We start from the raw sequence: 15,212 nt of genomic DNA on the forward strand, positions 1-15,212 counted from the left end.
CCCCTATTAAGTTTCGACACCAGAATCACAATATTTATACGTCATTCGATTTGATTTAGGAGAAATATTCTCAAACCCTAATTTGCGATAAAATGAAATTAATTCATCTTGATTTAGCGCATTTCTTAGTTTGTATACAGAAGTACAAGCAGTCAAATATAGTTCTGAAAAATCCTGAGATTGCCCCCAAGCTATTACTTTTTTCATCATATATGTAGCAAATCCTTGATTTCTGTATTTCTCATTTACATAAAGCCTTTTTATCTTTGCCTTGCCTTCAGCAATTGAACTGAATTCTAATTTTCCAATGAGTGTAGCAAAACTTTCACTTTCCCATTCAAGATTAGATCCTAAATCAAACATCCATTGCTCAGCAGGGCGATCTAGCTGATAAATATAGATTGCAGTAGCATGAATGTCATCCAATAAATCAATGATTATATAATTATTAGTATCTTTTAACAAAATATGAGGATATTCTTCACAACGTATATTACTTCTTCTTTGTTGTACATCTCTTTTTTTATAAAAGGCGTACCACCCCATGTCCATCAAGCTAAGATTATATAAGTTTAATTTCATGTAAAATTTTTTCTTTTTTCTAAAGATCCAGTGTAAGTGCTTTAAAGATTTGCATACCAAATAAACCCTATCGGGTTTCAATTTTTTGGATTACGCTACATGATTGTGAGACATAGAAAAGTTGTATACGACGCCTAAGATATCAAATACTGTTTTCTTCCCATACCTATGAGATTTTTGTCCGTTTTTTTGTAAGAGATTGAATAGACGCAGTAGTATCTTTGATATATCTTGGGTGCCTTTTTTTAGAGCTTGATATAGAAGTGGAAAATAATCTTTTATGATATAAATCGCTTTATATTCGCTTAATTCTCGTTTCTTCTTGATGAGGAGTAATTGGCGCATTTGAAACATGGTGGAGGAACAAAGAAGAATACTTATTAATTGTCCATATAAATGACACTCTAGTCGTTCTAATTTTACAGAATTACAGTGATGAATACGAAAAAATGATTTCCATGTTTTAAAAATAAGTTCAATTTGCCATCGTAAGGAGTAAAAATCGTATACTTGTTCCTTTGGTAGATATTCCAAAGGAATATTTGTTATGTAAAAGTTAATGGCGCTAAGCCGCTTACTACGTTCTTTATAGGTGATTTGCTTCTTATGTTCTTTAGATGCTAAATCCTTTTGTCTTCGTTTCATTTGTGTTTCAGTTAATTTATACAAAATTAGTCTTGCAGGAAGTTTTTGATACATTCCAATATAAATCTCAGGAATCTCATATGTTTCCCCAGGTTGTAATTGGTCAATAAATTGCTCCATATCTAATTGGATGTACTCAGAATGCTTTTTTATTGTTCCATTTTGAAAGTATTCAGGCTCTTTATTCCTTTGATATATACGTGTATTGAGCTTAAGTCGGGAGATGAAATAAGCACTGTGCTCGTCTATGGTATGTAAGTCTTTTAAGTCGAAATATCCTAAATCACGTATACATACATCGTTCGGTTGAAGAGACGTTAAACAAGTAGAACCATACGTTTTATCATTGTTCTTTCCTGATCCTACATGAACATGTAAAAACTGACCATTTAGTAAATCATACTCTAGTTGAATTTTCACACCAGCATTTTGACCACTCCCTCCTGAACCTTTGTATGTAGAAACGAATTTATCCGGAATCTGAAAATGTGTAGAATCCAATACACGAATACGCCGAAAATAGTTTGTATACAAAGTTGGAATCTTGCTAGAAGAACAAAATTGTTGGTGAAGTAAATGTGCTAAGAGTTGCTGTAGAAACTGTACAGCCTGGGAATTAAAGCGTTGATTGAGTCCTTCTGGATTCATAGAAATACCTGTGTTAGCTTCTAATCGGCTACATAGTTGTGTTAATGAAGTGTTTGCTATGTTTTCGCTTAACCAAACACAAAGAGCTACTAAATCTTGTGCACGATATTTACTTTTTCGTTGAACAAATCCTATCTCTCTAGCTAATTGCTCTAAAGCACCAGGTGACATATATCGTTGCAATTCTTTAGAAAATAATTCTAGTTCATCAAAAGTCGATAAGTTCATGCCAAAAACATCGTCCTTTCCTATTATTCTACAGAAAGAATAGCGTATTTTTTCATTTTAAGGAAATTTAGTTTTGTTAGCTTGATAGCGATGTGGTGCTACCATTATTTTAAATCGGCTATAAATAGTATATAATATACATAATTAGTTATTCAGACCAATTATTATCAACTATCAAAATACAAATAACGGAGGGAAAGTTTAAATGGCAGTTGATTATTGGAAAGGACAAAAGTTTATACTACGAGCGATTCAACTTGAATATATTGTCATATAATGATTATTAGATGATAAAACTTTACGGAATATGGACTCGCTTCAGATTCTTCTGTGTGGAATAGATCATTAAAGAAGGCTTATTTATTTCCCCTCAGAATAAATAGTTATATTTAATCTAATTTCCTTAAATGTAAAAAGGAGGTAGTTAAATTTGAATAGGAAAATTTGGTTTATATTTACTTTTTTAGCTATTTTAGTAGCTAGTTATGTTGTTGTTCAATATTTCATTTTAGATGGATTTCAAACAGGACTTGTAAAAGCGAAGCTGATGTATGTATCTAAATTAAGTGATTTTTGGTATATTATGTTATTTTTACATATTACAACTAGTATATTAGCATTAGTAATTGGTCCGTTTACATTATCCACAAAATTTAGAGAAAAGAATATCAGCCGTCATCGGATGGTCGGGAGAATCTATATGGTTGGTATATTATTAGGTGGCATTTCAGGACTGTACTTATCCTTTTACGCTATGGGGGGATTGGTAGCAAAGCTTGGTTTCGGCTTGTTATCCGTATTTTGGCTAACATCAGCATATCAAGCATTAAATAGAGTTAAGAATAAAAAAATTCAAGACCATCAGAATTGGATGATCAGAAATTATTCCTTAACCTTTGCAGCAGTTACATTACGAATTTGGCTACCATTATTTGTATTACTATTTGGGTTAGAGCAGTTTGAACTTAGTTACGCTATTATTGCTTGGTTAGCGTGGGTACCGAATTTAATCATTGCGGAATTATTTATAAGACAAGGACATAATAAAGGAAAATTCCAGGAAAATGCGGATTTACAACGCTAAGCATATTTTCAAGATGATGCCCCATGTCTATAAACTTAACAATTTTTAAAACCCCAAAATAAAAAATGTACATTTTCACCGTGAGATGCCAATTTTCTCGTTTTGGGGTATTTTCTTTTCTTAGCTTGATGGACATGGGGTGGGACCCCTCATATGAACGAAAGTTCATTTTATTTTCCTTCTTAAGTTGATGGGCATGGGGTGCTACCCCTAATAGGAAAGTATTTCTTTACGTTACGAAATAAATTCAATAAACATTATTTTATAATTATATTAGGAATTAAAAATAATATTCAGCCAATAATACTTATTTATAACTTGCTGAGCCATCAGTCATAGATACCCAGATACCTAATCTATCTTTCAAGCTATCACCAGTATGCATTCTTAAGTAAATTGTTTTAGAAGACATATTTTTATAATTTGTATATTTAAAGTATAAACTTGATTTTGCTGTAATTTTCTGTGAACGATTTTCAGTCTTACGACTAATTGCAAGTTTATCATCACTGAAAGTACCAGCTATAGTGTGAATATTTTTACCATATACTTTATCGATGTAATTGTTTCCATTATGAGTGTTTAAATATACTCTAGCACTATATGACGCATTACTAAGCGCATTTTTACCTGTAACTTTAATTGTTTTGAAGCTTCCAGAACTATATGGAGTAGCAGCTTCTTCATCACTTTCAATATCTAATTCAACAATGTTATATGAACCGTCAGGGTAACGATTAACTTTTTTCGGGTTTTCCGCAGTAGCTGCAAATGGGTTATTAGCCATTTCTAATTCAGTATAATTAAATAACACTTCTTCGCCTGATGTTTTCTCTGAATCCAGAGGCTCATCATTTTGTAATTTCGTAATTACACTTGAAATATCAGATTCCGAAGCACCATCTTGTCTCATTTTTTCTGCAATTTCATTATAATCTCCAAACATTTTTTCATCGGCAGAAGCTGCCTTTCCTCCAATAAATAGTGTGAAAACAAAAAGAATACTAAGTAACGATTTTTTCATTTTGTAAATCCTCCTCTATTGATTTCTTTTCTAAAATAACTTAGAATGTTGGAAATGTTGAATAATATCTTAAAAAAGGGAGTTTTTGTAAATGTTTGAATTTACGTTATATGGAACACCAATTCTTATTTCTTTTTTAACAGGATTTTTAACACATAAATTGTTTAACAAATTATATGTTGGTCTAGTAATTTCTATCGTAATAGCATATGGTATGTCTTTTATGTTTTCAGAGCAAAAAGTATTTTTTGCTGGAATCATAGGAACCTTACTTTACTTTGTGATAGCGACCTTACTGAAAAAAAAGAAATAAAATTAATGACACGTTTTTGCCAAAGATAGTTTCATTGTCTTTGGCACTATTTTTTTGTATAGCAAACTCACAAAAATCTTTCATCAATCCTCCTTTTCCCTATACCAAATTAATTTATTACTCTTCAAAACTAGATTTAATGTATGAAATCTGATCTTATGTAAGTACTTCAAATTTGTAAGCTATGTTACATGGCATGCTCATTTAGGTGGAGATTGTAGATTCAGTTGTTTAGATGCATTTTACATATCCAGTTTTTGTACCTAATTCTTTCGAGACATTTCTTAAATTTAGAAAATAATATATAAAAATACTAATCAACCCCTATATTTGGTTTAGTTTTCCAAAATAAGAACTCTATGTATAAGTCTAGAGATAGATTGATTAAAAAACAAGGCTAGTTATCTATACAACTGTTTGTTATAATTCTAATAAGAAATATATTATATTACACCTAGTGTACATTTTAAAAAAAACATAAATTATTATAGAGATGATTTATGATCATGATAGGAAAGTAGATCAATACAATCAAAGATTGGAAGGAATTAAATCTTGACATTGCTAATGATGTAAGAAAATAAAAAAGGAGTATACCATTTTCGGTTATGCTCCCTTCTCTCTTTATAGAAGTGTCCCACAGTGTCCACTTAAACCCTACATATATGGAATTCGTTTTATTAATTAGATGGAGGAGTAACTCGTGCGTATTTTAAGATTTCTTATTTTTTTATTTTTTGTCTGTTTATTTGCGCTGTTTTTTATAGGTCTTTTTCAATCCCCTGAAGAACGGCTCTGGGAAGCGCAAAAATATCTCTCTCATTGTTCCCAAGCTGGGGATTGGAGTGTTGGTAAAGGAGGGAATACTAACATTATTCAGTTGTATAATCCTCCTCAAAAGTGTTTACAAAAATTAAATTATGTATGGGAAACTACAGAATCAGATCTAGAGGAAGGAATGGCAGTTTTTATTGGTGATGATGATGTTATAGAAAAAAACAGAGTTAAATTTTATAATTCTGTTACTTACAAATATAGATAAAAAACAATTTCTACCACAAAAAATATATGTAGAAATTGTTTTTTATTTAACTGTATATACCGTAGTTGATTAACTTCTATATGGGGTAGCGTCAGGATTATGCGGATTAACAATGTTAGGGATAGAAAGGCTTATATATCAACGTTTTCTCTTTCGTCCCAATAGAGTAAAGTCTATTGAGACAAGGTTAATATAACGTGGAATAAGGCTTTTTAATGTCTCATATGACTTGTTTCAAAATTCTTATCGTTGTTAAATCTTTAATTTCGAGTGATATAAGCGGCTTAACGTTGTAAATCCGCATTTTCGGGACGTGCCCCATGCCCATCAACTTAAGAAATTGGTTGTTCCCCAAAACGAAAAAATGAGTTTTTTTGTTACAAGTTAGCGCCAAATTTCGTTCTGGGGGTACTATAATTTTTTTGCTTGATGGCGATGGGTTTTTTGAACCAGAAAGGTATATATTTAACTATAAAAACTATGAAAAAATTTATCCGTTTTTCCTTTTTGCCTATTTGCTAAATTCAGCAAGTAAAATATTTTTAAAAGGATCAGGACTGTTAGCTCTACCCGTACTGTTCAAATTGACGGCCAACGTATGCTTGCCTCCAAGTGTACCCCCAGCCAGAGTAATAAACCCTGGAATGCCACCTGTGTGTCCCCGTTTGGAAGCTTAGTTTCATAGATTCCAAGACCATATCCATCGATTCCTGCTCTTCCTGTAGGAACTGTAGTAAGCATTTGTTTTAGTTGCTGTTCCTTCAGTAATTTGCCACCGAGCAAGGAAGAAAAGTATTTGTTTAAGTCGTCAGCAGTAGAAATCATATCTCCAGCCGAGCTAGCTATACTTGGGTTATAATAGGTAACGTCTTTTAGCTCACTTGCTCCGTCTGGTTGGACATATCCACGGGCATGCTTGGTGCCTGGAATAACGCTTGAATTGCCAGGTAGGAATGTATTCGACAATTCAAGCGGTTCAATAATCCGATTTTCAATCTCTTCCGCATAGCTGTTTCCGGTTACTTTTTCAATAAGGATACCCAGTAATACGTATCCTGTGTTTGAATAAGACCAGCCCTTTCCAGGGGCGAAGTCTGGAGGTAGAGAAAGCCCAATCTTCACTATTTCTTCAGCGGTATATGTTTTTTTGTATTCATCATATCAACGCCTTTTGACTTTAAGTAGTCAGCAATACCACTTGTATGGTTCAATATCTGCCGGATAGTAATCTGTTTATCATCATATCCGTTTCCTTGAATGACACCAGGCAACCATTTTTCGATGGAGTCGTCTAGATTCAGGCGGTTCTCTCCAGCTAATTGAAGTACAACCGTTGCGGTGAATGTCTTCGTCACACTGCCAATGCGAAAGCGAAAATCTGTTTCCATTGGTTTCTTGGTGCTCAGATTCGCTACCCCAGCGGCATAACCCCACGTTTTTCCACTCTCAGAAGTTTTTGCAAGTATCCCCGGGAATCCAAGTTGTAATGTATCCCGCATTGCTTGACGGAATTACGCTCTCGTTGAGTGCTGGCGTGTAACGAACTAGATACATTTTGAGTGGACTCTGCTTTTACAATTGAGGTTGGCGATGTGTATAGCAGGGAACTTCCAGTTATTAAAAGGGCCAGACTTGCAAATGTAATTTGACTACGTGTTTTCATAAGGCATGCCTCTCCTCTATTCATATTGTATGGTTGCTTATTGTTTCGTATTAACTACACAGCTATCATCTCCACCAATGACAAAAGTGCAACCTGGAATTCGTAATTATCTTCATAATGATTATTTTTTTCCTAACAAACTTTCCTTAGAACACTCTTATTACTAGTTTGTTTTTCACATAAATATATCTTATCTAATCCCCCTTTCACTCTTCTTTATATTTTTATCCTACACAATAAAAATATCTTTTTTCTTATCCATTCCTTACAAATTTCTTACGTTCAAAATAGCTTCTATGCCGAAATTTATTTAACCTAAGGGGGTACTCCATACCCATCAAGCTAATAAAATAAGAACATCCCCAAAACGAAAAAATTCGTTTGGGGATGTTCTTATTTTATAATTGATAGATATAAAACATAAATTTTCAAGAAAAGTATTAACGATTTGCAAATTGGGTTGCTATATCTGTTGCATCTTCTTTATTTAAGTGGTAAATGGAATCATCTCCTATAGGTTGAACATACGCTTCATCAAAGTATGGTTTCACACTAAAAAGTAATACTTTGAATTTAATTTTTTTACCATCATCTAATACAAAGTCAATGTTACGTTGAGAAGATTCCTCAAAAAACTTCTTCTTCCAAAAATCTTTTTTTGTTACAACATTTTTCTGACTACTTAATTTTTCAAACACTGATTTTGCTTCTTGGCCATAATCTCTAAATGTACCTCCAGCAACAGAATCAGTCTCTAAGTATTTTATCTTTGAAATCAGATTAGGAGTTAAAGAACTCTTATTCTCATCTCCTACTAAAGACATGTACATAAATATAAGTAGAAATATAACTAATAATCCTAATATGATTTTTTTCATTTATTGTCTCCTGTTCTAAAAAAATAGTTCCTGTCTATCATACCAAAAATAGGGAATGTGCTTTAGAATTTATAAAAAATATAATTAGGATTAAATGAAAACCTTCGAAAAACCCTGTTATAAAAACGGAAAAAGCGTTAACCTTTCTTTAGAATCAAAAGAAAGGATGTTTTTATAATGTGCTTTTCAATTCAAGATGAGCTGCAATTGTATTCCCAAGAGTTACAACGATATATGTTACCTGATGCTTTAGAGCAATTAGCTAAAAATATAGGATTTGTTAAACGAAAAAGTAAATATCGAGCACAAGATTTAGTAGCTTTGTGTGTCTGGTTAAGTCAAAATGTGGCTCGTTCTTCATTGACACGATTATATAGTCGATTAGAAGCTAACACCGGTATTTCTATGAGTCCAGAGGGACTCAATCAACGTTTTAACCCTCAGGCTGTTCAGTTTTTACAACAACTCTTAGCACATTTACTTCACCAACAATTTTGTTCTTCTAGCAAGATTCCAACTTTGTATACAAACTATTTTCGACGTATCCGTATATTGGATTCTACACATTTTCAAATTCCAGATAAATTCACTTCTACATATCAAGGTTCAGGTGGTAGCGGTCAAAGTGCTGGAGTAAAAATTCAACTAGAGTATGATTTACTAAGTGGTCAATTTCTTCATGTTCATGTAGGATCAGGAAAACACAATGATAAAACTTATGCTTCTACTTGTTTAACATCCCTTCAACCGAACGACGTATTTATACGGGATTTAGGATATTTCGACTTAAAAGATTTACATACTATAAGCGAGTGTGGTGCTTATTTTATTTCACGATTAAAGCTTAATACACGTATATATCAGAAGAATAAAGAACCTGAATACTTTCAAAATGGAACCATAAAAAAGCAATCTGAGTATATCCAATTAGATATGGAACAATTTATTGACCAATTACAGTCCGGTGAAACATATGAAATTCCTGAAATCTATATTGGAATGTATCAAAAGCTTCCTGCAAGACTTATTCTGTATAAATTAACTGAAACACAAATGAAGCGTAGACAAAAGGATTTAGCATCTAAAGAACATAAGAAGCAAATAGCCTATAAAGAACGCAGTAAGCGGCTTAGTGCAATTAACTTTTACGTTATAAATATTCCATTGGAATATCTGCCAAAAGAGCAAGTATACGATTTTTACTCCTTACGATGGCAAATTGAGCTTATTTTTAAAACATGGAAATCATTTTTTCGTATTCATCAATGTAGTTCTGTAAAATTAGAAAGACTAGAATGTCACTTATACGGGCAATTAATAAGTATCCTTCTTTGTTCCTCTACCATGTTTCAAATGCGCCAACTACTCCTCATCAAGAAGAAGCGAGAATTAAGCGAATATAAAGCAACTTATATCATAAAAGATTATTTTTCACTTATTTATCAATCTTTGCAAAAAGACACCCAAGAATTAACAAAGATATTGTTTCGTCTGTTCAATCTTTTACAGAAAAACGGACGAAAATCCCATAGGTATGAGAAGAAAACAGTCTTTGATATCTTAGGCGTCGTCTATGACTTTTCCCTGTCTCACAATCATGTAGCGTAATTCAAAAAATTGAAACCCGATAGGGTTTATTTGGTATAAAAATCTTTAAAGAGCTTACACTGGATTTTTAGAAAAAAGAAAAAATCTCACATGAGATTAAACTTGCATAACCTTAGCTTGATGGCGATGGGGTGGGACCCCAATATAGACAAAGAACAACTTGGTATGAGAAGAAAAAGAACTGAAGGCTCTGTAACGATTGCGCCAGAAAACAAAGAAGAGCAGGAACGCACTTTCCCTGAAAGTGATAAACTCTTTGAAAAGCCCAAGAGAAAACTTACTACAAAAGAGTTACCAAAATCTTTCCGTGTCTCATTAGAAACACATACAGCAATTTCAACACTAGCTACAATTGAAGATATGAAAATCTATGAAGTTATAAATATGTTAATTGAAGAAAAAGTCGCTTCATTACCTTCGCCAAAACAAAAATTAGTAAAAAACGCAGTGAAACAAGTACTTGAACTAAAGAAAAACCGAGAATAGGTATAAAATTAAATTTTATACCTATTCTCATAAATATTTTTATAAATTTATACTTTTATAACAGGAGTGGTATCTGTGGAAAATAAGAATAATTCATTTGTAGTAACCGTTACGCCTATTACTGAAAGCTCGGATTCAAATGCTAAAACAGATAAAAAGAAATTCAAAAACCAGCAAGGAAGTATTAAAATCCCTAAACAATCCAAAGAAGAACTTGAAGCACTAATGAAAATTACCAACACGAAATTCACTCATGAAATCATTGATTTACTTATAAATCATTATGTAGATAATAAACTGACACCTGAACAACAAAGTAAATTTAAAATCTTAACAGATATTTAAAAGTACATAAGGAGTGGTCATTTTGGATAAACATTACTTGGTTACTGTGGCACCTATTCAAAGTAATCCTGCAACAAAGAAAAAGAATTCATTGTCAGCAGCAGACAGAAAAAATATAAAAGTATCGCCTGAAACACTTAATAAAATAAAAACCATTTGCACAATGAAGGACATAAAAAATTATGAGCTTATTGATGAAATATTAGATTACTATATCACTAATAAGTTGAATTCAAATGAACAAAATAACCTGCTACTACGAAGATAAAAATAGCAACAATCTATATGCCGAAAACTTCTGAATGCACTGTATGTCTGAGAATAGTTACAATTTTTTTATATTAAGAACTAAAAGTTTAATGATGAATCTTACCAATTATGTTAATCTATATAATGGCATACAGTTCACTTGTGAGTCGTTTTTTTATTTCATAATGATTAATGAAATCGTTTTCTGAAGGAGCATATGCTATTTTACTAGAAAGGGAGTGAAATTTAACACGAAATATTATATATAATACGTGTTAGACCAATGCATATCAGCTTTAAAGAGTTTCATTGCTTCACTTAGCCTCTCAAATCCAGCAGTGCAATTATTAACTAATTCTATTAGTTCTTCGATACGTTTGTTCGCTTCCTTCGTATCTACATGTACTTTCATTGAAATCACATTCTTTTGTTCTTCCATACTTCACCCTCCTAATCAAATGTCCATTTTGTTCAAAATAAAAGAGCGCCTTTAATGGACGCTCTTTCAAATTATTAGAGTATCGTTGACTCTTTTGCCTACTCTCGCCTTATTGTATGTTAAAACATTTTCGATATGAATAAGAACATTTTAAAAGAGCACCAATAACGAGGGTGCTCTCAATGTGAAATGGGGTTTATCCTGAGCATTGAATAGGACACGAAGAACTCGTCCTATTACATAATATGCTTGTCCTTATCATAATGTGCAATAAAAAAGCACCCTCGGCCAGGCGCCAAAAGATACATATACATTGAGGTAACTAACACGTTAGAAAAGACCTTCCATATCATTGTATGATTATCGATTATCTTTATACATAGATGACTCATTAAATACATTTAATGTCTAATGTCTATCAATTTAATCATGCCTAATTCCATCCAATTCATGGTTAGTATTCTAAATAGACCAAGGATATATTATAATCCTTTATATACCCAAGGAGGTTTATCATGCTCGGCTTTCATAAAAAACTACCCATCTTAGGATTCTTTTTGTTTTTATATGGTTTCATCGGTATCATCTTTTTATTACTATTCCTAAACGTGTAGGAACAAAACGTATAAATATATGTTTAATATGTAATTTTTATATAACAAAGAAAAAACATCCATATTGGATGCTTAATGTATACTAATATTAATATTGAATAGTTTCATTGATAGGATTTCTAGAACAATAAATATACTAGCTGAAACTGATCTATATCCGATATTCTTTCCTGTAACATTAATAGTAATCTCCGCTAAATGGGTTGGTACATTATCTTTTTCAAAAATTTTATCTTCAACCTTTTCAACTATTGCTACATTATCCACTTCTTTAAAAGTTTTCAGCAATTTTGTTTCTAATAAAGTAAAATCAAAATTTTCATCTTTAACCACATCAAATATAATCTTCATATTTCTTTCCCCATTTTTAACTAGTTAATATACTGACATCAATATAATTATATATATTTGTATTAAATAATTCAAAAAATATGTTTTATAAACTTTCCCATAGTTAACCCATAGAGTTGGCTCAATACTTCGGCTTTTGCTTTTGCTGGCCAATATCGAATTATAAAGGATTTATATCAAGACGTATGTGTTTATTCCAACGCCTTGTTTGAACCAATACACTAAGGGGACGGAAGGGGAATGTTTCCGCTGTATTGGCTCAAACAAAGAGCAGAACTCTTTGCCCTCGTTTTGGTCATTAATAAGAATCGTGAATAATTACTAATGTACGAGATACGTATACAACTTGTTTGGGGGACTCAGAAACGTGATGTTTGTTCAATCAAGAACAACCACCCCCATTCCATTTTCAAGAACCGACATACTAGAGAGTAATAGACTTATATTTATTATCAACCCAGAGGACGCATTCCGAGCTGATTGATAAATATAATAGAAACAGCATGACGAATGCGAGTTATCTCACACCCGCCACACTGGAATATGTCATTGTAATACATCAATCGGTCTTTTCGTCTTAACGCGGGTTCGTACCGCCTTGCCCGCCCTACTATGCGGTATACGTTACCGTGACATTCTCGCATAAGAACGTTTCACTTATAGGTGTACTAATCCTCTTCGCTATGCGGTTGTCAAAGGGCTTGTACCTATAATTTACCGCTATTTTTATTTGCAAAAACTCCCCAAAAAATATGCTATTTCTCTGCCATTTTCAAATGATTCCTAATGTAGTAGCGATCAGTTTAATTGCACTCTTCTTCTTCTCGTAAAAGTATGAGTTCTTCATCATCAATTCGTTTTGTACGAATGAATCTTTAACTGGTTTATTATCTAAGAATTTCATAGTAATGATGTTTCTTTCATCTTTATCAAGAATATTGTTTAATGCCTTTTCTATTTGTTGTACCTTCATTCTGCTTGTTACTCTTGAATCACGTAACTCAGGGAATAAACTGATTCCTTCCTGCTCCACATCATTACTAAATCTCATTTTGAGTGCTCTATACTCCTTTAATACACTTACTACTTCCTTTTGTACTTTCTTATCATCGATAGCTGGTAATAATGTTAATTGTCTCTCCATGAAGGAATCCCCCTATTTCGAATTTTGGTTTTTACATTCACATCAGGTACGTGAAATTTTACTATCTCTTTGTTGAATAACGGAACCATCCACTCTGCATGGTTCCGTTATCCATTAAGCCTTTAATAATTTACGTTTCTTGTTGAACATCTTCTCTTTTGCTGTTTCAATGTTATTTGCTACCTTTTTATGGTCCTGATCAAATTGAATCATTCCATCGAACATAACTGGTGCTACCGCTTCATCTACGTATTGTAAGTAATCAACTGGCGCTCGTTCTGTTTGTTCTACTAAGTATCCATAAATATCGAAGTCCGCTTTTGGTATAGACTTCTTGCCATTTGGTTGATGAGGCATCCTTACGTAAGATTGAACAACTGATGCAGGTACCAAGAATACCGTTTGATCCTTACTGAACTCTATAAGGAAAAAACATACCGCTCCCATCTTTTCTGCTTTCTCCAGGTAATCTAATTGGTGTTGTGCAATGTTACTTAAATCGAATCGTGTAAGGCTCTGCGTTGACTTTGCTTCAAATGCTACTGCTCGTCCTTTATACACGCCGTCATAGTCTACTGTACTTTTAGCTTCATAGAATCCATTTAACACTCGTCCACCTGCACTTTTTAATACCTTCACAGGAGTCGGACGCTTGTTTATAAGCGCCACTCCCTCTCTTTGATACATTTCATTCGATAAATTAATAAGCTTCTCAAAATGCATTCCTCTGTTTCCTAGTCCCATTTTTATTCCTCCATTTCCTTTTTGTACTCTTCAAGAAAATCAATAACTTCTTGAACATGTTCCTTTGTAGTCATACTCTCCATTACGTATCCTTCATCGTTATAAATATCGACCTTATCTCCCGTAAACTCCATTCCACACATTCCATCTGCGCCTAATAGCTTTACGTTACCTTCCATTCTCTTAACCTCACTTTCTTCTAAAAGGATTATTTTGTTGAATTTTTTACTACCAATCATTAAAAAATATCTTATAATCGTTATATACAAAATTATTTTTAGGAGTAGATAGAATGCCAGTTATACTCGAACTTATTCTTTTCATTCTTCTAGCAATTTGTGCTATTGGCTATTTGATAAAAGAATCTCAAAAAACTAAGAAAAGACCCCTTGGAATTTTACTAGAACTTTTAGTTCTTTTCTGGTCAATATGGAGAATATCGACTATCATAATCCAAATTTTAGAATCTAATCTCTCGTGAATAAAACTCAATATTCCGTCAATACTATAGACAACCCATTAAGTTACTTTCTCCTTGTTCCCCCTTGGAGAACCGAGCAGTTAGCTTTTGCTAACTGTTCTTTTATTTAAAATAGCGTTTTTATTAAAAACTCTTCGTAATTCAATAATTCACAATCAGTGTATTTATATTCTCTTTTCAGTTAAAATAAAAAGCATTCAAATAAACGTTTTAGAAAGGGTTATAAATGACACGAATTATACTTTTTGATGGAGACTGCAACTTATGTAATCAAAGTGTTCAATTTATTATTAAAAGAGATCCTAAAGGATGTTTTAAATTTGCATCACGCCAAAGTAACATAGGTATTCAGTTATTAAATCAATACAACATTAGTGAAACAATAGATAGCGTGGTATTAATTGATAATAATAAGGCTTATACAGAATCAGATGCCATATTGAATATTTGTAGGCACTTAAAAGGAAGTTGCAAATTATTTTTCATCCTTTTTATAATCCCAAAACCTATTCGGAACCTTTATTACAAAAAAATTGCAGAAAATAGATACAAATGGTTTGGCAAACAAAAACAATGTCTTATCCCTAATCCGGATATCAAAAAAAGATTTTTAGAGTAGTTAAAAATATAAATATTCCCATGAA

The 15,212-nt window shown here is 32.4% G+C and carries 18 protein-coding genes and 1 pseudogene; 9 read left to right on the forward strand and 10 right to left on the reverse strand.

From position 1 onward, the window contains the following. Positions 1-6 precede the first annotated feature (6 nt). Both MR115_RS28175 and MR115_RS28180 read right to left on the reverse strand, forming a co-directional pair. Complete coding sequence (locus tag MR115_RS28175; RefSeq protein ID WP_242243582.1) at positions 7-582, reverse strand: GNAT family N-acetyltransferase; 576 nt, start codon at positions 580-582, stop codon at positions 7-9. 90 nt (positions 583-672) lie between these two features. Next, positions 673-2,103, reverse strand: coding sequence for an IS4 family transposase (locus MR115_RS28180; RefSeq protein WP_242243584.1), 1,431 nt, complete (start codon positions 2,101-2,103; stop codon positions 673-675). A gap of 430 nt (positions 2,104-2,533) precedes the next feature. Between MR115_RS28180 and MR115_RS28185 the strand changes: the two genes are divergently transcribed. Beyond that, complete coding sequence (locus MR115_RS28185; protein ID WP_242243585.1) at positions 2,534-3,187, forward strand: DUF2306 domain-containing protein; 654 nt, start codon at positions 2,534-2,536, stop codon at positions 3,185-3,187. Positions 3,188-3,494: 307 nt separating this feature from the next. Here MR115_RS28185 and MR115_RS28190 read toward each other — a convergent pair whose 3' ends face one another. After that, positions 3,495-4,211, reverse strand: a complete 717-nt coding sequence (locus MR115_RS28190) for a hypothetical protein (RefSeq protein WP_242243587.1) — start codon at positions 4,209-4,211, stop codon at positions 3,495-3,497. Between the two features lie 91 nt (positions 4,212-4,302). Here MR115_RS28190 and MR115_RS28195 point away from each other — a divergent pair, with 91 nt between their 5' ends. Both MR115_RS28195 and MR115_RS28200 read left to right on the forward strand, forming a co-directional pair. After that, positions 4,303-4,524, forward strand: coding sequence for a hypothetical protein (locus MR115_RS28195; RefSeq protein ID WP_242243588.1), 222 nt, complete (start codon positions 4,303-4,305; stop codon positions 4,522-4,524). A gap of 703 nt (positions 4,525-5,227) precedes the next feature. Beyond that, entirely contained in the window at positions 5,228-5,566 is a 339-nt protein-coding gene (locus tag MR115_RS28200) for a hypothetical protein (protein WP_242243589.1), read from the forward strand. A gap of 511 nt (positions 5,567-6,077) precedes the next feature. Here the strand turns inward: MR115_RS28200 and MR115_RS28205 are convergent. Further along, positions 6,078-7,229 (reverse strand): annotated as a pseudogene (locus MR115_RS28205) (serine hydrolase domain-containing protein). A gap of 440 nt (positions 7,230-7,669) precedes the next feature. Further along, positions 7,670-8,107, reverse strand: coding sequence for a hypothetical protein (locus tag MR115_RS28210; RefSeq protein WP_242243590.1), 438 nt, complete (start codon positions 8,105-8,107; stop codon positions 7,670-7,672). 177 nt (positions 8,108-8,284) lie between these two features. Here MR115_RS28210 and MR115_RS28215 point away from each other — a divergent pair, with 177 nt between their 5' ends. The 4 genes from MR115_RS28215 (at position 8,285) to MR115_RS28230 (ending at position 10,814) form a co-directional block, all read left to right on the forward strand. Continuing rightward, positions 8,285-9,715 (forward strand): IS4 family transposase, encoded by a 1,431-nt coding sequence (locus MR115_RS28215; protein WP_242243591.1) that lies wholly within the window; start codon positions 8,285-8,287, stop codon positions 9,713-9,715. 126 nt (positions 9,716-9,841) lie between these two features. Continuing rightward, positions 9,842-10,201, forward strand: a complete 360-nt coding sequence (locus MR115_RS28220; RefSeq protein WP_242243610.1) for a hypothetical protein — start codon at positions 9,842-9,844, stop codon at positions 10,199-10,201. Positions 10,202-10,276: 75 nt separating this feature from the next. Then, positions 10,277-10,546, forward strand: a complete 270-nt coding sequence (locus tag MR115_RS28225) for a hypothetical protein (RefSeq protein ID WP_242243592.1) — start codon at positions 10,277-10,279, stop codon at positions 10,544-10,546. 22 nt (positions 10,547-10,568) lie between these two features. Next, positions 10,569-10,814, forward strand: a complete 246-nt coding sequence (locus MR115_RS28230) for a hypothetical protein (RefSeq protein ID WP_242243594.1) — start codon at positions 10,569-10,571, stop codon at positions 10,812-10,814. Positions 10,815-11,054: 240 nt separating this feature from the next. Here the strand turns inward: MR115_RS28230 and MR115_RS28235 are convergent, their stop codons facing one another. The 5 genes from MR115_RS28235 to MR115_RS28255 all read right to left on the reverse strand — a co-directional run bounded on the left by MR115_RS28235 (position 11,055) and on the right by MR115_RS28255 (position 14,266). Next, a complete protein-coding gene (locus MR115_RS28235; RefSeq protein ID WP_242243598.1) occupies positions 11,055-11,234 on the reverse strand; it encodes a hypothetical protein in 180 nt (59 codons plus the stop codon). 686 nt (positions 11,235-11,920) lie between these two features. Next, the gene (locus tag MR115_RS28240; RefSeq protein WP_242243599.1) at positions 11,921-12,199 is read right to left on the reverse strand and encodes a hypothetical protein; all 279 of its coding nucleotides are present in this window, start codon (positions 12,197-12,199) and stop codon (positions 11,921-11,923) included. A gap of 772 nt (positions 12,200-12,971) precedes the next feature. Then, entirely contained in the window at positions 12,972-13,343 is a 372-nt protein-coding gene (locus MR115_RS28245) for an ArpU family phage packaging/lysis transcriptional regulator (RefSeq protein ID WP_242243600.1), read from the reverse strand. Between the two features lie 114 nt (positions 13,344-13,457). After that, positions 13,458-14,087 carry a Holliday junction resolvase RecU gene (locus tag MR115_RS28250; protein ID WP_242243602.1) on the reverse strand — a complete coding sequence of 210 codons (630 nt, stop codon included), beginning with the start codon at positions 14,085-14,087 and terminating at the stop codon, positions 13,458-13,460. A gap of 2 nt (positions 14,088-14,089) precedes the next feature. After that, entirely contained in the window at positions 14,090-14,266 is a 177-nt protein-coding gene (locus MR115_RS28255) for a hypothetical protein (protein ID WP_242243604.1), read from the reverse strand. A 113-nt stretch (positions 14,267-14,379) separates the two neighbouring features. Between MR115_RS28255 and MR115_RS28260 the strand changes: the two genes are divergently transcribed. Together MR115_RS28260 and MR115_RS28265 are read left to right on the forward strand one after the other, a co-directional pair. Then, the gene (locus MR115_RS28260; RefSeq protein ID WP_242243605.1) at positions 14,380-14,568 is read left to right on the forward strand and encodes a hypothetical protein; all 189 of its coding nucleotides are present in this window, start codon (positions 14,380-14,382) and stop codon (positions 14,566-14,568) included. Between the two features lie 226 nt (positions 14,569-14,794). Continuing rightward, entirely contained in the window at positions 14,795-15,187 is a 393-nt protein-coding gene (locus MR115_RS28265; protein ID WP_242243607.1) for a thiol-disulfide oxidoreductase DCC family protein, read from the forward strand. Positions 15,188-15,212 lie beyond the last annotated feature (25 nt).

This window comes from Bacillus cereus group sp. BfR-BA-01309, from assembly GCF_022664315.1.
In the GTDB taxonomy this organism is placed as follows: Bacteria; Bacillota; Bacilli; order Bacillales; family Bacillaceae_G; genus Bacillus_A; species Bacillus_A mobilis.